This is a genomic window from Microbulbifer sp. TYP-18, from assembly GCF_040932045.1.
Lineage (GTDB): Bacteria > Pseudomonadota > Gammaproteobacteria > Pseudomonadales > Cellvibrionaceae > Microbulbifer.
On record NZ_JBFRBC010000001.1, the window covers coordinates 62,365 to 82,400 of the forward strand.

General features: G+C 56.9%; 5 protein-coding genes. 3 read left to right on the forward strand and 2 right to left on the reverse strand.

Annotated features, from left to right (window positions below; all coding sequences use genetic code 11):
* The first annotated feature begins 26 nt into the window (after positions 1-26).
* From ABVT36_RS00255 to ABVT36_RS00265, 3 genes are all read left to right on the forward strand, one after another.
* The gene (locus tag ABVT36_RS00255; protein WP_368454741.1) at positions 27-3,242 is read left to right on the forward strand and encodes a TonB-dependent receptor; all 3,216 of its coding nucleotides are present in this window, start codon (positions 27-29) and stop codon (positions 3,240-3,242) included.
* 280 nt (positions 3,243-3,522) lie between these two features.
* Positions 3,523-7,884, forward strand: a complete 4,362-nt coding sequence (locus ABVT36_RS00260; protein ID WP_368454742.1) for a hypothetical protein — start codon at positions 3,523-3,525, stop codon at positions 7,882-7,884.
* Positions 7,885-8,101: 217 nt separating this feature from the next.
* A complete protein-coding gene (locus tag ABVT36_RS00265) occupies positions 8,102-9,316 on the forward strand; it encodes a hypothetical protein (RefSeq protein ID WP_368454743.1) in 1,215 nt (404 codons plus the stop codon).
* A gap of 691 nt (positions 9,317-10,007) precedes the next feature.
* On the opposite strand, the gene ABVT36_RS00270 is transcribed toward ABVT36_RS00265, so the two are convergent.
* A complete protein-coding gene (locus ABVT36_RS00270; RefSeq protein WP_368454744.1) occupies positions 10,008-10,343 on the reverse strand; it encodes a nucleotidyltransferase domain-containing protein in 336 nt (111 codons plus the stop codon).
* Positions 10,340-20,011, reverse strand: a complete 9,672-nt coding sequence (locus tag ABVT36_RS00275; RefSeq protein ID WP_368454745.1) for a neuraminidase-like domain-containing protein — start codon at positions 20,009-20,011, stop codon at positions 10,340-10,342. The genes ABVT36_RS00270 and ABVT36_RS00275 overlap by 4 nt, the downstream gene beginning before the upstream one ends.
* Positions 20,012-20,036 lie beyond the last annotated feature (25 nt).

The window sequence follows — 20,036 nt, forward strand, 5'->3', positions numbered from 1 at the left end:
GGTCGTGTTTGTGTGTTGCTGTGACTATGGCGATTGCCTGTAAAGCAGAGTCCGCAGCACTCAGGTTGGATGTTTACCTGGACGGCGCGCCGGCGGAGCGGCCCACAGTGCAAATCAATGGCTCCGCAGTGGAGATGGGAGAGGCCGAAGCCAGCCTATTTCTGCCGGATATTGATGCAGGACGCTATCGTCTGCGGGTCGGGATATCGGAGTTGTGGGTGCCCTATGAGTTTTCAGTTCTGGACCAGCAGGCGGCCTTTGTTACCGTGCATATGGATTCCCGCAGCGGGCGCGCCATTAAGTCAATCCGCAAAGTGGATTTAGCTGAGCTGGACGGAGATGGCACACTGAAACAGGGTGCCGGAGGCGCTGAATTCAACAATGGTAGCATTGAGGGCGCCGTGGTGTCCTCGGACACTGGCCGCCCCTTGCGGAATGTAACCCTGCAGGTATTGGGCGGAAGTCAGGAGACGGTAACAGACCGGGACGGAAGCTTCCGCCTGGAGCTGCCGGCGGGGGTTTACCAACTGGAGGTGACGCACCCGGACTACCGCACATTGCGCCTGGCCAGCCTGCAAGTATTGGCAAAACTCAACCTTCTGACCGATGTCGAAATGGACCCGGTGGATGACCTCAACGAATCCGGCGTCCAGGCCATCGAGGAGGTTCAGGTGGTTGGCCGCTACCAGCGGGACAATCCTATCGAACTTGAGCGCAACGCTTCAGCGGTGACGGATGGCATAGATTTCTCACAGATTTCCCGCTTTGATGATTCTATGGTCAGCAGCGCTATAAAGCGCGTTGTGGGCGTCTCCCTGCAGGACGACCGCTATGCCGTAGTCAGGGGCATGAAAAGCCGCTACCAATCAACTGATTTCGACGGTGCCACACTTCCCAGCACGGACCCGGCGCGGCGGGATCTCCCGCTGGATATTTTCCCCGCCGGAATTCTTCGCAGCCTGAACCTGCAGAAAAGTGCCACAGCCGATATTCCCGCCAGCGCCACTGCCGGTCATATCAGTATGCGCACGCGGGAAATTCCCGATGAACCCTTTCTGAAAGTGTCCTATTCCGCCAGCAGGAGTGAGATGCATGGCCAGGAAATGCAGATGTCTGCCACCGAGGGGGATAAAGACTGGTTGGGAATGGACGATGGCAGCCGGGCATTGCCGGACGCCCTGCAACTCACCCTGGGGGACTGGATCAATATCGAGGATGGCGAACAGGGTTACGGCGGTTTCGACCAGGAAGCGATCAAGGCCATGGGACAAAGCCTGCAACATAACGCCATCTATTCGGGCCGCGCACCGATGGATTCGGCCATCAGTCTCAATGGAGGCCGTTCCTGGGACCTGTCAGAGCAACGCCTCGGCCTTATCGGCGCCCTGCGCTATTCCAATAAGTGGAGCAGCAATAGAAAGACCAACTTTCGCTATTCCAGTTTCCAACTGGATAGAACGGGAGAAAAGGGGTTGTCTCTGGAGCGGGTGGGTGAAACGGACGATAGCAACAATGTGATCGATGCAAGCGCCATGCTCAACCTCCAGTGGGATCCTGGCGAGCGTCACAGCTTTGGCATCAACAATGTCTTACTCCGTCATACCACCAACTCCGCTGAGATCGAAACCAGTTACGACTTGCCCGATAGAGCTGAAAGGAGAGAATTAATATTGGCATTGGGCGAAGATATTGAAGCGGTAAAGGCGGAGGATATACAGCGATTCAAGTATCAGCGGGTGGACTGGATAGAGGAAGAGCTGCTTAGCCACCAGCTGTGGGGAAACCACAGTTTTGAGGTTGGGGTATTGGAGCCACTGGCCTATCTGGATTCGGTGGATATCGACTGGCAGTTGATGAAGGCCAATACGGAATACCTCCGCCCCAATGCCACCCAGTACGCCTACAAAAGCCAGGGTCCGGATGACAGCTACAGTGGTGCCCACGACTACCACTTGTGGGAGGAAATGCAGGAGAAAAACAACGGTCACCGTCTGGATATCGGTTTCCCGTTTACAGATCTGTACGGAATTTCCGGGCAGCTGCAGGGCGGTCTGCATGAGCTGCGCCGAGACCGAGACGGCTACTACTATTACTACAGGTTAAAGGGCTTTGCTTCGGGGTCCAATCAACAGAATGTGGATCCCAGGGAAATCTATCTGCCGGAATATATCCTCGGCAGACCGGGGCTGGATGGATTCTATTTGAGTGTGGGCGAATTGTTGCCGACGCGGGATGAGGGACTCTCTGGGAACAGCTATATAGTGCGGCAGGACTTAAGTGCCAGCTATCTGCTCGCGGATCTGGAGATATTCGACAAGTTCAGGGTCAACCTCGGAATCAGAAAGGAAACCTTTGACCTGGCTGCGGAGCAGTATGCCTACACCATAGAGCCGATGACACCGCTGCTGGATGAAAGCTATGAACTACCCTCCACCAACCTGACCTATAGCATCAGCGATAATCTGCAACTCAGGGCGGCCTGGTCTGAAACCGTCAGCTGGCCGGAGATCTACGAGATGGTGCCCAGGACATTTACAGATATTGAAACGCTTGAACGCTATACGGGAAATCCTCTGCTCAAGCCGACGCGGATCAAAAACTACGACGTGCGTATCGAATGGTACCCCTCGGAAACAGAATCTGTCACTTTCGCAATATTTTCCAAAGAACTGTTCAACGCCATCGAAAACCGGTTTGACAGGATTGGCGATAAGTTTGACTACTATACCTTTGACAATGCAGAGACGGCGGAGGTTTATGGCGCAGAGCTGGATGTGCGTCGGGAGTTTGTTTTTGGCCACAACGATGATCACGCGATTTTTGTGCAATTCAATTATGCGGACATCACCTCTTCGGTAAAGGTTGTCGAGGGAAGCGGTGTTTTTGCGCGGGAGTTGGAAAGACCGCTGCAGGGGCAGCCGGATTATGTCGGCAACCTGCAGCTGGGGTATGACCATATCGATAGCGGCCAGGAATTGACCCTGGTACTGAACTCAAGGGGCAGAGAACTGGCGGTGGCGAACCCCGGTCTGGTATCGATTCCATCCGACGTTTACGCCCAGCCTTACGATGACCTGAAACTGATTTATAAGAAAAAATTTTTTAATGGCCTGTCCCTTTCTGCCTCTCTGGGAAATATTCTCGACGAGGAGCATGACCTCCGGTATGAGAATTACGATACCCCATACCTGAATTACGCTTCCGGTCGTAGCCTTAAACTTCAGGCAGGTTACGATTTTTAATCGTTTTCACCGGCTTGCCGGCCCGGTGTTCCAGTATACCTGGACGCAGGCAGGTACAGAGCTTGCCGGGTGCTGGGCAGGCACGGCTGAAAGTTGAGTTTGAAATACCAAACAGGCTGGAACTGAATCCAGCAGTTTAGATGTGGTTAGTGTATTTTCCAGCGCGGCCACTGCTGGTCCGTTTGATAACGGCGCTCCTTTAACGCAAGACTACCGGGGTAAGAATATGAAGCTGCTACGGCGAATTTTACCAATAGCGCAAAAAAATTACTGTTCCGCCATGTCAAACTGGGTGGCGCGAAGTCTGTTGCTGTCAGGGTTGACCCTGGTGCTGGCCGCCTGCTCCGCGGACAGGTCCGACGAGTTGGCGCAGGAGGAGCCACTGGATGTGGCTTTGGCCCAGTGCGAAGTGGTACACGGCGGTATGGTGGGAACTCCGCTGGAGCCTGTTCTTGTGGATGGTGTGATGACACAGGCGTGTCTGCTGAGTACAGAGTTGAGCCGGCTCACCAGGGTCAAGCTGAAGAATTCCCACAACTACGCACCGCTGGTGTGGGTGCTGGATGGTGTCTATGAGGTGGGAACCAGCAAGCCCTACCGGACCTTGGCGGAACTGCAGGGGGATGATCTGCACGAGCTGGAGATGCCGCAAACTAAGGACAAGTTGTACGCTCGCGCCGGCAGCCTGGTGGTGGTGCACCGGAATGGCCTGTTGAGAGCGAATATCGTATCCATCGATGACGACAACATCGGGGGTGGGGAGTGGGGGGGATTGGTGGTCAATGGTATCGGCTACCATCCGGACTGTGGCTCAGGCGTGAGCGCGGATAACTTCTGCAATGTGGAGGGCGACTGGGGGTTTTTCGGCGGCCTGTCGCTGCAGGAGTCCAGGGAGGCAGACATACTGTTGAAAGACTCCAGTGCGTTTTCCAACCCCAGCGTCACCGGCTTTACCGGCTGGATAGCCGAAGCCGGGGGTGAAACTATCCAGGGTCCGCAGTTGGAAGCGGCGATAACAGTCAATGCGCCGCACCTGGGCCAGAATCCAGCTCCCAGCGGTGTTTTTTATAGCGGCAGGGGAGGGCTGCAGTTGCGCGGTGGTGCTATGGAAATAGGCACCTATGCCATGGGCAATAGGGGGCATGCCATCCACTGGCTGGGGGGTTTTGGCGGTTTCGTGAGGAATTCACTGATTTACCATCAGGCCGAGACCGCCGCCCTTAGGGGAGAGAACAGCGCCGCAGCGGTCGGCGAATCGGAGGGGCAGGAGGGGGTTGTCCTGGATAGACTGGTGTTGGTGGACAAGGCTTTGACCGGTGGCGGAGCCATAGAGTTTTCCGGGGGCGGCAGCGTCTCAATGAACAATGTGGCGGTGCAGGGCTTTGGTCACTGTCTCAAAGTGGACGACGCCAGTACGCAGCTGAAGACCACAAACAGCGTCTTCTATTGCGCCTCCCCCACTGAAGAGAGCGGGGGGGGCGTTGACTTCGCCGATCAGGTGCTCGCCAGCGGGACCAATGTCTACCAGTTGAATCCGGATCTGACGCCCACCCTGGGTTTTGGAAACCCCGCTATCATCGGTGTTGCGTCCATAGTTCTCAATACTGCCCTGGAGTTCCAATCTGGTTATGAGTTGGGGCTCTATTATGCGCCCTGCTACGGTGTGGGGACCCAGACCGGGGATACCCTGAACATCGGCACCTCCAGCTACAGCGTCTGTGAGTTGAGCGGCAGGGTAAACGACAATTTTTACTTTGACGACGATATTAACGATGAATTGGTGGCCTGGCGCATAGTGGGAAGGCTCACGTTCGGCAGTGACTTTGGCCTTCTTGATCAGCAGCAGCAGCAGGCGGCATTAATGCAGCCACAGCAGGTGGTTCTGGATGGAAATTCCAAGCTGCTGCTGGGGGAACAGTCCTCCCTGGCGTTCAGCCCCGATGTGGTGTTGCGTGTGCAGGGTACCCCCGAGTCACCGGTGCAACTGGAGCCGCAGGAGCACCGGGGTAGCTGGGGAGGGGTGGCGATTCAGGGCCTGGCGCAAAACTGCAGTGGTCAGGATCTGTGCCGTCTGGCCCGAGAACAGTTTGTGGACATCAGCTACCTGCGCTTGTTGGGGGTGGGCGGGGATCAACCAGCACTGGCGATGCGGGAGGTTAGCGAAGCCGGGCAGGTCGATTACCTGGATATTTCCGATTCGGACAGCGACGGACTGGAGTTGATCGGCGGCGTGGTCAATATAAAGCACTTGCTGGTCTCCAATGTGGCCGGCAACCAGGTACAGTGGAGCGACGGTTATCGGGGAAGCCTACAGTATGCGATTTTAAACACCGGGGAGCGGGGCAGGGGACACGCACTGCTGGGGCGCAACGATGCGACGGACCACGACGCTAATCCCCGCTCCCGCCCGGTGCTGGCCAATGTCACCATCAAGGGCGCCGAAGCAGCGGCCAGCGCTATCCTGTTGGAGCAGGGTTCCGGACTGCTGTTATACAACTCGGTGGTGACCGATTTCAGCAACTGCCTGGATATTGATGACCTGTCCACCAACAATCTTCAGTATTCGGACCCGCTGCAGATTTATTTTGACAATGTGGTACTCGACTGCGATGCCACAGTAACTTCCGACGAGGAGTCTTCCACTGGTGGTGATTTCGCGGAAAAAACGCGGGATCTCAGCGGTGTCTATCAGGTTTCGGCGGTGCTGGATAGCAGCTTCGTGCCCAGTGGCGCGGGTATACCTGGAATTTCCTCACCGATTGATTTCACTCTCGCGGGGAGCACTGCCGCTTACCTGGATAAATCGCCCCTGTATATGGGCGCGGTGGTGGACTCCAGGGACGACTGGTATCTGGGTTGGAGCGATTCTGTGGGTGTCCTGTTGGCGGAAGAATGCGATTTCAAAGGCGTTTTGGAAGACGATTATGTGTACCGCAACCGAACTGTGCCGGGCGTAACCGTCGGCAACCAAACTTATTTTTCCAAATACAAGGTATGCGGGCTGCGCGGCACTATTACCGAGGATTTCCTGCTGACTGCCTATACCGGCGTGGATGCGGAAGCGATCGCCAGTGGTAGCAAGGTGGTTGAAGAGCTGTATCCGGGCTATACCGTAGAGCGGGACCCGGCCCTGACCCTGTGGCTACTGAACGGACTGGTGCGGATTGGCGAGGGGCATTTCCCGCTCACCGAGAGCGCCCAGGTGGAGGCCATGAAGGCTAATCCGGTAACTCTCGGTATCGAGGCCTCCACTATCATAATGGCCTCCGAGGGTGCAGGCCTGCATATTACCCGCGGGGGCGCACTGGTGATTATGGGTGACAGGAGCCTGGCGAACCCGGAGGATGACGACGCTGCAGGCCCGGTAAATCTGGTGGGTCAATTAGTCAGTAATCAGCCTATTTTTGACACTGGGGAGCCACTGAGGCTCGACGTGGCCAATTGGGTTGGCCTGATTGTGGACGGCTTCGCTCGCAACAACCAGTGCCCGGACGCCACCACAGGTCCAGCCAATGGCGTGTGCAATATAGAGGGGGAATTTGGTTTCTACGGCGGCTACGACGATGCGCATAACAACCTTTGGATTGAAAACCTGCATATGCAGAGAGGTTCCCTGCGATTGAACAGTGTTGGCCAGGGGGGGCGGCTGGAAAACTTCTACTTCAGCCTTGGTAGAACTGTAAGATTGGGGCTGGATGCCTGGGGTGCCGACAACAATGGCCGTGCGGCGATCGATATCCAGGGGGGCAGCGTGAACCTGCGCAACGTCAACATCGCCAAGGTGGGGGCGGGCAGTGCCATTCGCTGGAACCACGGCTACCGCGGCAGTATGCAGACTGTGCATATTAATGGTCTCCCTTTAGTCGGGGCTTTTAGCAGTACCGACCCCAGCTTCTTCGATACGCTCTATCGGGATGAGAGCGGCAACTGGCAGTATTATCCGGTAATTCGCGGGAGCAATGGTGAGGTTGGCTCTGAGGATGCTCTGCCGCGCTCTGCCCCCACCCTGGCCAATCTTACTCTCTATGCGGCGGATGGCCGGGACTTCAATTCCAGTCGGCCGGAAGTGGAGAGTACTGCCATAGAATTATCACGGGGCTCTGGTCTCTACCTGTACAATAGCATTGTCGGTTCCGCCAAGGCGGATGATTCCCCGTTTTTTGGCAATACCATTGCAGACCGGTGTATTCGGGCGGATAGCACTGTGCTGCCACTGTTGGGTGAGGCCATTGTTTTCGACCAGGTTGCCTTCGGATGCAAATCTCTGTCTGGTAACACCGCGGTAAACCGGGCCATTAACAGTGCCTTTGTTGCCAAAACGCTTGCCAATGTGCCAGGTACTGTGAGTAATCGTTCAACCATTGCTAACCCCAGTTTGGCCGATGCGGAAATCTACAATTTTGACTGGGTGGTGGGTCGAGGTAAGTTAAACGATCACAATAGCATTGACCAATTAGAGGTTTTCAAACAATGGGAGGGTTTGCCCTATCCCAGTCCGGACCTGATTAATCTTGGTAAAGCGGTTATGCAGGTTTCCGGCTCCCAGGATCAGGGTAATCAATTTTTTGTCAACAGCGATTATTTTGGAGCCCTGGATTACTTTATTGTTACCGATTCCGGTGGCGAAATAAGAGCTGATTAAGTCTATTCATTTGGATGTAAGCCGGCATATTGCCGGCTTTTTTGTTTTTCCTCTGCTGTTATATGCAAAGATTATCTATGCGCAAACATACTGACATATGACATCCTTATCCTGATTTTGTCCAGGCATAAAAGGCCGGACAAAACGCGGTAAATTTATCCTGTCAGGGCAAATAAAAATAGTTTGCCTGTTATTTTTTCAACGGAGATTCAATCTAATGAAAAAGCTTGTATTAGCCATTGGCATGGCCATCATGTCTTCCGGTACCCAGGCGGTCACTACCCTTGGTCTGGATGCAGACTGTAATTCCAATGGCACCTTTCTTGGCTTGGTGGCATTTAATGGCGGCACTTATGTCCGGTGTGACCTGCCCACGCCCATCGCCGTCAACGACACAGTAGTGCTGGCAAAGAACAGCGCAACCCTGGGGCTTCCTATTGTCTGGACCCTGCCGGGCATTGTAGAGGTGGGCAATGGCAATGCGCAAAATTCCGATCCAGCCACTGTGGACAATACGGAGCTGAGTATCGAGGCGGGCACCCAAATTGCCGGTGCGGTGGTAAGCCAATCGGCACTGGTTATCTCTCGTGGGTCCACCATCAGGGCGCAGGGCACTGCTTCTGATCCAATTGTATTTTCCTCCCTGGATAATAATTTCAATGGCTCCGGTGAATGGGGCGGCCTGGTCCTGGCCGGTTTCGCCGAGAGTAACCAGTGCCCCAGTGCCGCTGGCCAGGACACTTGTGTCCAGGAAGGCGTGAATGCCAATTTCTACTATGGCGGTGGCAAATTCCTGAATACCGCCAGCAGTGGCACTCTGGAATATGTGGTGGTGGCTGAAGGTGGCAGTACGGTGGCGCCCGACAGTGAGATCAATGGCATTACCTTCTATGCGGTCAGCAGTGCCACCACCGTCAATAATATTCATGTGCACAACAACCAGGACGACGGTGTCGAGTTCTTTGGCGGAAATGTTGGGGTGAACCGGCTTTGGCTGACCTGCAATGAGGACGACAGCGTGGATTGGGATGAGGGTTATCGGGGTTCCCTCACCGACATCAATCTCGTTCAGGATGACGGCGGGGCGGGTCTCGGTGCTGATCACGCCTTTGAACTGGCCAGCAACCCCAACAATCCCGCTGCTTTGCCACAAGCCTCCGGTACTGTGACCAACGTCAGTATCAGTTATGTGGGCTCCAGCTCACTGCCTGATGTACCGTTTAAATTGAAGGAGGGCACTAATGCTTCGTTTACCAATGTGGTTATCGGCTCCGCCTATAACACCCTGAACTGTGACAATATCGATGCAACCAGCAGTGCCACTTTCAGTTTGATGGGGTATGGCTGCACCTCCTCGGTGCTTCCCGCTTCGAGTGCCACTGCGACGGGTTTTACCCAGGCATCCTTCTGGTCCGCACCGGCGTGTGACTGACAGAGTTTAGTGGTTTATATTCCACGGTCAGCGCAGGCATGGCCTGCGCTTTTTACGACTGGCCTCCGCCGGCTTGGCCGGGGGACGCATCACCCCTGTAATGAATGACACTTGTGTTTTGATGCGTCTCCAATGATCTGCCTGGAACTGAGCCAAAGACTGCTACTCCGCTGGCCTATGGGTGTCAGTTGTTTGGAGCATATGACGTATATCTGGAGGGGTTAAAAGGCACTATCGGGACTAAAAGCTTCACCGCGGGTGTCTGTTACGGTATTAGCCGCTACTTTTGACACTTGAAGTCTATTCCCGGAATGTCAAGTTAGGCAGGAAATGCAGGGTTTCGGCTCTTTATCGCTGGAGTTTGTGCGTTTAAGGCTGAGCCTATCGAGCTTTAGCTTTTATCAGCTACAGGATGGTTTCAGGCAAGTGCGCAAAACGGTTATACGGGGGCGCGGATTCAGGCCCCGCAGCCTTTTGCCGCAAAAGAATGCGTGAAGTAATAACAGACTATTTCAATAAGGTGATTGCAACGGATAGATCACTGTATCCCAAAAAAGAGAAACCCTCGGGTACTGGGTAGCCGAGGGTGACCTGTTATTTGCCGAAAACCTTTTTTGTCGCTGCTTTTCTCTTTGAGACTCTTCAACCCTAATACTGCAACTTTAAGTATCTTCAACGCCGTTATAGTCTCTCAATTTATGGGAAATGTCAAACCGGATTTACAAAAAAGTACGATTCCAGCGCTAAATACTGAATGATAAAAAGTGCCGGGGTCACGTAAGTCCCGGGCAATCTCTTTTTCGGTTACACAGTGGAAATCGAACCCGACCGGAAACCCGTAGGCAATACCCGTTAATTCATCCTCACGACGGCCCTGCGAAGGGAAGCGGCCCAGAATCAGCAGGTCCACATCGGACCTGATATTGGCTTCCCCCTTCGCATAGGAGCCGAACAGTACAATCAGGTCGGGATCAGTCCTTTCCCTGATCCGACCGGCCACCTTCTGGATAAAACGCGGTACGCTCATGCAAGTCCCAATCCCAGCACAAGATAGGCACCTTTCAGGTCTCCTTCGGTCAATGAATGGAAGTCGGTTGTGGCACTGCGCCGGATACGGAATCGCCAGGTGCCAGTGGCCGCGGTACCGGGGGCGAAATCAGACACGGCCATGTGTGGCCGCCCTTCAAAATCTGCCTCAGGCGCAGCCACCTGCTCGGATGGTGCACCGCCGGGTGGCGTCACCTCCACAATAAAGTTTTCCGAATGCGGCGTGTCGAGTACAAGATCGAGTCCACTGATTGCCACCTCGCCGCGGCGGGCCAGGAAGTACGGCAGGTGTGCCTCGGTGATATCGAGCAATAATTCCTGATCTTCATCACCGTTGGACACCAGGAATCGCCGCCAGGCGGAACCGAAGCTGCTGTGCAAATCCAGAAGTTGTACTCCCGCCTGGGGCAATGACGCCTCGATATTGGCTCGGGCAGCGTCCGCCAGCGCGGTTTCGCCGCTCCGCTGCGCCGTGTAATGGAGGTGTAATACGATATCCGACACAGTCGCCATATCGAACCGGTTATTCGCCTGCGGCAACTCCAAAGTCCACTCACTCACAGCGCCAGCGCCTTCGAATGGCAGGAATCGATCGCCGGTGAAATCGAATATAAACATGCCGGAATCACTGCGACCATGGCTGGTGGCGATGGCACTTTGCGCCACGGGGCGTGCAAGAAACCGCTCATCCCCTCCGACCAGCGCATCGCCGTAACCACCTGCAACATCACTGCTGACCCGGATGCTGTTGCGGACGAGAGTCAGCGTTGCGTTGACATTGGTGTAGGGCCCAACCACTGCCGGTACGGTGACACTCACTGCTTTTAGACGACGCCGGTAGTGACCGGGATAGTCCATATCGAATAGCCACTCCGGCAATGCAAAGGTACAGGAACCGCTGGTCTTGAGTTCGAGTAGTTTGAGCGGTGCCAATTCGGCGAGGGAAATGTGCTTCTGAATCTCCAACTCGCGCCGGTTCAAGGTCAGGTAATGCGCTTCCATACGCCGCAGGTCCTGCCCCAATCGTTCGCCTGAGAGCAGTCCCTTGCGGAGCGTGTCCCAATGGCCGAACTGGACAAAGGACGCGGTGGGTTCACAGAGTTCCTGTTGTAACGCCATCTCTGCGGACTTGGCTATGTCGAAGGCGAGCTGGTAGGCCTGGAAATAGGTGGTGGAGACTTGAGCGAGCATCCAGTCGTAAAGCTGAGCGTTGGTGTACTTAACCTTAAAGTACTCCTCCGCCTGTGCCGCCTGTTCCCGCTCGCGATCGTTGATCCGCAGCTCCTCCTCTGCCATTGCCCGGCGGATTTGTGCTGCGGCAATTTCCACTTCCAAACGATCCGCTTCGCGGCCGGACTGCCCGGCCTGGAAATCCCATTCTTCCTTGCGACGCTGGTAGCTGCCCATGGTGGATGCGAGTGCGGCGAGTTTGTCGAAGGATCGCGCATAAGCCTGAATTGTGGCGACGGCACTTTCCGCCGCTTTTGCCAGCGCCTCGCCAGCCGGTGTTTCGACCACAGTGTGTGGCGAGCCGCCAAACCCGGAAGCGCCCGCCACAAAACCCGGAATCACCGATAGGCCCCCGGCAAGTGTATAGCCAAGGGCAATACTGCTCTCGGCTACAGCGGAAAAACCTGAAAGGGTCATTGCCGTCCCCTCCCAAATATTCATAAATGAGCGCTCTTGATAATAAGTCTTGCGGTGCTCGGCGGCGTCCAGGCGCTTGTCGAGTACTTTTAGCTGCGCTTCCGACTCGTCGATGGCCAATTTGCGAATATCGTGCATGGCATCGCGAAGCTGCGTTTCGTGCACGGCACGCAACACACTCAGTTCCTCGGCGTCCCGTCGCTCGAGCGCATTCAGGAGTGCGGTACCAAGAGCGTTGACCGATCCTATAAATCGTTCGGCGACAGCCAGAAGTGCCCGAAAGCGGTAGGGGCCGAGCGCAGCGGCCGAAGGCGCCGCCAATGCCGAGAGATCGATGCCCGCCGCGCTGGCCTTGACAAGCAGTGCGGGGTCGATGGGCGGCTGGAAAAGTGTCAGTTGCCGGGTGACGCCCTCTATATTCTGGCAGTGCCTGATTTTCCACAGCCGGTCTTCTACCAGGGCCCAATAACGTGCCAGCCGATCGTTATTTGGAATACAGAAATAGAAGGTGTCCATCAGCGGTAAGGGTTCCGCCTCACCGCGGGGTCGCAGTTCCGGTGCCGGCGAACCCGCGAGATTTTCCAGCAAGGTTTCCACTTTGGCATTGCCGAATGGGTCCAATTCGCCAGCCTCGGTGAGTTCGAGCCAGGTCCGCTCCGTGCGGCCGATGTGGGGAGTTTCCTCCGGCTTGCGGCCGAGAATTTCGTGGGCGAGCAGATAGAGTGTCGTCGCCTGGTTGATCGATTCGATACTGTCGCGCCGAAATAGCTGGTCGGCCCAGGCAATGAGATTGTCGAGATACTTCATCACGATCGCCTTTTGCAAGGCGACTGGGCGGAAACGGGCAATGACGTAGGGTTTGAACGGGTCGTTTTTCCATGCGCGAAGCTCACCTACATGTTGCTCGATATCTTCCAGCAGGTTAGTGATGCGCTGCTTTCGATACTCATCCGCGCCCATTTCGTGGAAGGGCTTCGATACCCAATAGCGTTGTGGAACTGTCCCCGGTCCTATGCCGGTGGGATCGAATATGGTGTGGAACCACCGCATCGCCTCTTCGAACCGCTGGTTCTCACTCAGCCGGCAGGCGACTGTAAAAGGAATGTGAACAAAGGTTTCCCAGTTGTAAATCGAATAGGCGCCCTCGCGGGTAAAATCGAGCCGGTCCTCGGCAGCGGTCTGGTGTGGCTGACTGCGGCTGCTCGGACTGTACTGTTCGAATTCGTAGTTGTTCTGCGGATGGTAGAGTTGCGGCACCGTCTGGATACGGTGTTGCAGAAGGCCGCGTACCCCATCCCGGTCCAGCTCGCGCAGGAACAGTGACGCATAGGGGTGGTAGAAAGGGTAAAAATCATATTGATACGTCTGTATATAGTGGTTGTAGCCAAGTTGGCGCGAACGCCAGAGAGGCCGCACGAAAAAAGCCCTTTTGGGGTCCTGGTAAAAGAAGGGCACCGGGCCAAACCGGGCAGTATCGAAGGCGGTCTGGTGCAGTGAGCCCACCACTTCAAAGGGGCTGATGCCGCCGTACATCAAAGTGTGTGTGGCGCGGTTTTCGAGCACGTTCACGGAACCGCGCGCCCCTGCGCGACCGCGGTTGCGCAGACGCCCGTTGCGAAAGTGCATGCCCTGGGGCACCGGCATGCGCGGCGCCACCATATCGGCCTGATCAAGGGACTGTATCTCCCGGCCTTCTTCACCAAAATTCCGTTGCAGATAGTAATGCGAGTTGGTCGCGGTCAGTTTGTAGCCGCCCACCTCATCCTGCCGCAACAGGCGGTAGGCCCCCCGCAGGGGCTTTAGCCGCACATCCTTGACGGAACCATCAAAGACGAAGCTGGATGAATGCCAGGGCCAGGCAGTTGCGGAATAGGGCACCCGGCTGGTCATAAAACTCTGCTTGCTCGTAAAGGAATCCCAGAACCGGCTGCTGTTAAACTCCGGTGACTGGGTGATAAACAGGTCGACCCACAATTCGTTAAGCTGCGAACGGTAGCGCGGCTTGATGGTGTAGGCGTGGCGCGGGCGGGGCCAGGGGTGAATCAGTTTTTGCGCCGATTGCCGCTTGGCGCTCCAACCATCCTTGGTTCGTACACTCCAAGCCAAGCGAATTTCCAGCTGCTCGGGCAGTTCCGGGGCATCGCTTGGCTGATCGGTTGGTTTCGCCGCCGGCAGCTTGGCCTGCTTGATCGGTTTCTGCTCGATACTGAGCCACAACAGGTGGAGCCTGCGGTTATAGACAACCGGCACCGCCTGATCGCCTTCGATCTCCGCGTCAATCCGCTCCCAGGCGGACCAAACCAACAGGTTTTGGTCGAAAGCGCGGTAGAAGTATCGATGCGGCTGCTCGCGAGTACGCGCGACAACATGCACCAGGCTCACGTCGGCTGGCAGCCCATCCTCCGGCCGGGTGTTATCCAGTTCGCGAAACTCGCCCACCACCTCGAGGTCGGCGACCTCCTCAACTCGTTCGAGATAACGACGCAGACCGGCTTCTGCTGTTTCCTCGGTCAGCTCCGTCTGCAGGATATCCCGCTCGAATTCCTCAAAAAACGGGGATTTGTCGTCCCTCAGCTCCGGCTCTATCCAGTTCTCGGGATAGAGGAATATTTTCCGGTTAGCCTCCCAGACGCGGTAGCTTTGCATCCAGCGCCACTGGCGCCAACTGTTATCTGAGACTTCATCTTCGAGCTCCTCGCGGCCCACCTCGACAAAGGGTTCTTCGAGTCCTAGCAGACAGCGCTGGACGTACATTTGAACGGAACTGGTGGCCTGCTTGAGTCGCGAGGTAAGCTGGCATGCGCTCATCTCGACATCAATCAGCAAATAGCCCAGGGCATCACCGGCATCGCGCCAATAGGCCGGATTGCGGTACCGCTCACCCGCGACTTCCATGTCCGGATCCTCGTCGCGCTGGGAGCGGGCGATCAGGTAGGCCAACAGTGCATCCCGTTTGGTATGACGCAGCTCGTCTTCAAGACCCGCCAGTTTCTGCAGCCAGACAGGTTCATCGTATTTACCGCGCAATGCCTGGCGCAGCGACTCGGAGTTGACCCGCTCCTGGCCCGATTCGCGGGTGGTGAGATTGCCGGCCACATCAATTTCAACACCGATACGTCGGGCGAGGCCGTACAGTGTATCCATGCGCAGGTAGGTCTCCGTGCGAAGATAGTCGGAGTCACTGCTGTGGCTGGCGCCCAGGGTTTGTGCCAGTGCAGCGACTGTTTCGAGCGGCCACTGGGTGAGCTGTGCGATAGCTGCGTGGATCTCCCCTTCGGGAGTAGCTGCGGTCGACGCCAGGGCAAAGATACCCGGTAGCGAGGTTTCCTCCGGCGCGGGGTAGCTGTCGGCAAACAGCTTCCATTTGGTCAGCGCGTGCCAGCGGGTGAAGACAGTGTCCGGGTCATTGGGCGCAGCCACATCCTGCGGCCGCAAGAGTTCCTCCGTGCCGTCGCCCGTTGCGAGCCAGGTGAGTTCAGTGGACGACAGATAAAAATGATCGGTGTAGAGACTGATCCGGTGCAACCGGGCTGCCACCGTAAAGAGGTCCGCCATTGATTCCGGCGTGATCTCGTTGACGAAAATACCATCCGCCCCCCGGGCTGTCAGCGCGTCGGTGCGCAGGTGGTCGGCGTAGGGGGTTCCGGCTTGCTCCAGGGTCTGCAGTAGCGGGCGCACAGCCTCCGCCGCGATTCCGAAGGCAGAAGCAGCCCAGGCCACCACCGTCTCTTCCAGGTTTTCGGGCGCAGTACCGATCAGGGCCTCGCGCAGCAAGCGCAACCGATCGGCAATGGTTTCGTCACGCAGGGCGAGCACGGAGGATTCATCGCCGGAGATCAGGTAGGACAGCGTATCGATATCGAAACGGCTGGTTTTTATTGCATCTACCTTCTGGATGAAACGGCCTAATGCCCGGGGAGAGGCAAAAGGATCAACGGTTCCCGTCGCAGTCATCAAATTCAGGAGTTCCCCGACTCCCCGATCCAGCGCCCGGGCGAGGACGGCATGGCGGGCAATCTCCGAAATGCTGTCCAAATTGAGTGTGGCATCATCCAGTATCGCGGTTATCAGACTGACATCGTCGACGCTGATGGCCAGGGCCGCGGCCAGTGACGCCTTGTGTTGTGCCACCGGCTCGACACCCAGAGCGTCCAGCTCGAAGGCCGGGTTTATCGCCGCCAGGCTCTCCGGATTGAGGAAAAGCTTGGCGTAAGGGGACAACTCCGGCTCATCGGGCTCACGGAGATTAACGGGAGCCTCTGTATCGAGCGGTGCGAAAAATAGCAGGATTTCGTCGATGCCAATATCCAACCGGTGCATCAGCCGCGCGCCGGCGGCGAAATTGCTCAGCGCCGCCGCGTCGAGTACCCCGGCACCCAACCCCGGGTGGCGGATCATGCGGTCGACATCGTGTAGAGATAGTTTCGTCTTTTTCGCAAACCGCAGAAAGCGGTGCAGGCGATCGTAACGGGCACTGGTGAAGTTTATCAGGCGCTGGCTGTTGAGGTCGCAGGTACCCTCCGGGCGCACGAGTTCTATACCTGCGCCGGTGCCGGCTTCACCGGGCCAGGCTGTCGCCAGCAGAGTGAGTACTTCATCGTAGGTTAAGTCTGCACGGCGCATAAACTCCGCTACGGAAAGCTCCGCTGGGGGTGCGCCGTCAAAACCCCAGATTTCGCTCTGCCGCGCACTGGATTCGTCACTCGAGATAATGAGGTCGTATTCGTGGGGGGGCAGCCCCCAAATCTCGGCGGCATAATCCGTTTGCGCCTGCCCGCCCATTGCGCCTGCGTCGAGCGGTGCATGGACCACTTCGATCAGTTCGGGCCGGGATACGCCAAAATGAGCGAGGAAGGTCCGGACCTCCGCGTTCCAGAGGTCGAGACTCCGGTAAAAAGGAAATACCACCTCCCGCAAGCGTTCGTAGGCCGCAGAGCGCTGGTGCTCCTGTGCAGCGAGAAGCACCTCCGCGCGCCAGGTTGTTTGGTGTGTGAAAGCGATGTCCTGGTCGGGAGCATCCACGCGGGACTCAAGTACCTCCAGCACCAGGTCGATATAGGGCAGCGGCGTTTCGGCGTTGTCGCAGTCGAGCTTTATCCGCGCTAAGTCCGGTCGCCGCCCGACCGGTCCGCCGTCACGCCCGATCAGCAGGTCCAGCACAGACTGGTCCGGTGTTGTACTTTTTTGGGCACCAAGGTAGCGAAAAACATCGGCAAGGTAAGCGGCCGGGCCATAGACGCTGCGACAATGGTGGCAGGCACAGAAGTCGAGAGAACCAAAAAGTGTATCGAGATTGGCAAGTCCTTCGGTTTCGGGGGGTAGTTCGGTCGCCGCAATTTCCTGGCTCGGCATGGCCGAGGGCCAGAAACGGTGGAAGCCGGGGTGATATTCACTCAATGTTTGCAACACTTTGGCGTGCTGCCATTCAGCGCGGGCAAATATCACCCTCGCCTCACGGGCATCCATCGACTCGTCGGCAGTCAGCAGCTCAATAAAACGCTGCTTGCCGAGACCGACGATTTGCGCGGAATCATGGAGGCGATTGGTGAGCAGCAATCGCGCTGCCGGGGCTTTGGATGCGATACGGTGGACCCGCTGAATTACCTTCGCTTCGATCAACACGGCGTCTTCCACCGAAACCCCTTCCCGCTTAAAGGCGAGTTCGAGGTTGTCGGAAGCCAGCGTAACACCGGGAGCACTATCGAACACCTGGGCCACGTCGCCAATCCGCTTGAGCCCGGTGTTGGGCTCCGCCTGCAGCTCCGCAAAAAGCGCCTGCTCGGGAAAGACGGTGTGGGAATTGTTAAAAAGAGACAGCGCATAGGTTTCGCGTCGTTCAGACTCGGTTTCACCATCGGCATTTTGGGGCAGGGACCCCAGCGTCACCAGCAAGTCGCGCCAGTCTCCCCGCGTCAATTTCGCCACATCCGACGGCTTCGTCAGAGTGTTGTCGGCACTATTGTTAAGGATTGTCAGTAGCTGCTGGATCAAAGGGCGGAAGTTGCGGGTAACCTCTCCAAACAAAACGATGGTGCGAAATCGGTTTAACGCCTCAGCGCCGCCGATATCATCCACGCGCTCCTGCGCGGCAGTCCAGAATTCGGGTTCGAAGCTGCCGTGTTGCAGGTAAAACTCCGCGAGGATTTGCCGGGCGCTCTCAGACAGGTCGGCCACCGCCATCAGCATTTCCAGCGAGGCGTTGCCGGACAGCAGTGGTTCAGTGCGGACGCGGCTTGTGCGGAGTGCTTCGAAGGCCTCAAGGATCTCCGCCTTGCGGCGCTGGTCGCCAATAGGAAACAGATGTGCCTCAGTGGCGTCATCCAGTGCCTCGGCAATCACGTCGGCTTCCGTGAAAATCAGGCCGTTGGCCGCGGTCAGCACCAGTTGATCGATGAGCTCCCACCCATCGGTACTGGTGAGCAAGTCGCTCGGCAGGACCGTGGGCTGGCCAACACCCAGCAGGGCGAAGACCACCGGAGGGGTGATCTGCCCGTCGCCGATCTGGGTGGCGACAAGGTGGGCCAGAACCATCCGCATTGCCTGCTCCGGTGCCACTCCGGCAGTCTCGGCTGCACGGCTGATTTGAGCGTCGTCATCGGTTTCCCGCAGACTCGCAATAGTGGCGCCAATGCCAAGGGCAGCCTGCATCGCCTTGGCCAGTATTTCGTAGCCCGAAGGGCCGCGATAGGGTCGGTCGCCGGCAGTGAAGTTGGCCCAGACAATCGGCAGGGGATTGAAGATGGTAGTGCGGCCGATTTCTTTGCCGCTGCTATCGAGGGCTTCTACGAGGAGGTGAAAGGGACGAATTGCCCGCCCCGAGCTTTTATCCTGGGGCGGTGTATAGGGCAGGTCAAAGAAACCGTTCTTGCCGGTCGGTTTCTCAGCCAAAAGTTGTGGATTCCGCCCGGCAACCTGGTGTGACAGGCGCACCGTCGCATCGGCCATTCCGACCCAGACATCATCGCGGACACTGCCGCGCACCCGGTGACGCACCAGCTTGCGATCACCGGATTCCTGAGCCAGCAGCTCGGCGTTGAGCACTTTTCGCGAGGCTGTATCCAGGTGACCCGAAACCTCGAGCCCGCGGTCTGCCTGGAAGGCCCGCACCGCCGCCTGCGTAGTCTTGCCGAAGCTGGCCGCGGCGGCCTCGGTGGATGCGATGCTGTAACCAAAATAGGCCAGCGCCCGCTGCACCGGTACTACCGCCGCACCCTGCATGTTGAGTCGGACCGTGCGGCGGACGGGCGCGAGTTCCCCCGCTGTTTGTGACTTCAGCGTTTTTGCAGGCTTACCGGTGCTGACCGCGACCGTTTCAAGCCGCTCCAAAGTCACCAGGTTCGGCTTGCCGTCGGCGACAAGATTGTACTTTTTTTGAAAAGCGTTCAGGACCTCACCCGTGGTCGATCCGATCTTGGCACCACGCAACTCCTCATCGGCAATGCGATGGTCGGACAGTCCGGCCACCCGCAATGCCTGGATCAGTATCTTATGCATCCTGCGGATGCCGGCGGGCGTTGCCAGCCATTGTTCCCTGACACGTTCCCGCAATAGCTCGAAACGCTCGCGCGAAATCTTATGATCTTCGATCTGATCGACTGAACGGATGAACTCTACCCAGGCATTTTCGGTTGTGGGGCCAAACTGGCCCGACGCACGCTCTTCGTCTGCAATCTTTTCCCATCCGGTGGCGGTGATCAGATCCTGCACTATGCGTGTGCGTTTTTTACTTTGCCTGACAAAATGATCGATGAATTCGGCATCGACGCTGCTGACGATCATTGCGGCATCCCCTTTCTCAACGGGAGTTCGCGTCTCGTCGATAAAAGTGCCCAGTGCCTTGGCTGTCGACTCGGCCAGTTCCTTGCGCGCGCGGTCACTCGCTGAAATCTCATATCCGAGTTGCACAAGCCGATACTGGATTTCACCGATCAGCTTGCCGTGAGCCGGAAGCGCCGGGAGGTCAGTCTCCAAACGGGCGGGAAAATTGAAATTCTTGATCATAGCTCGCCTCTTGAGAGCACACTGA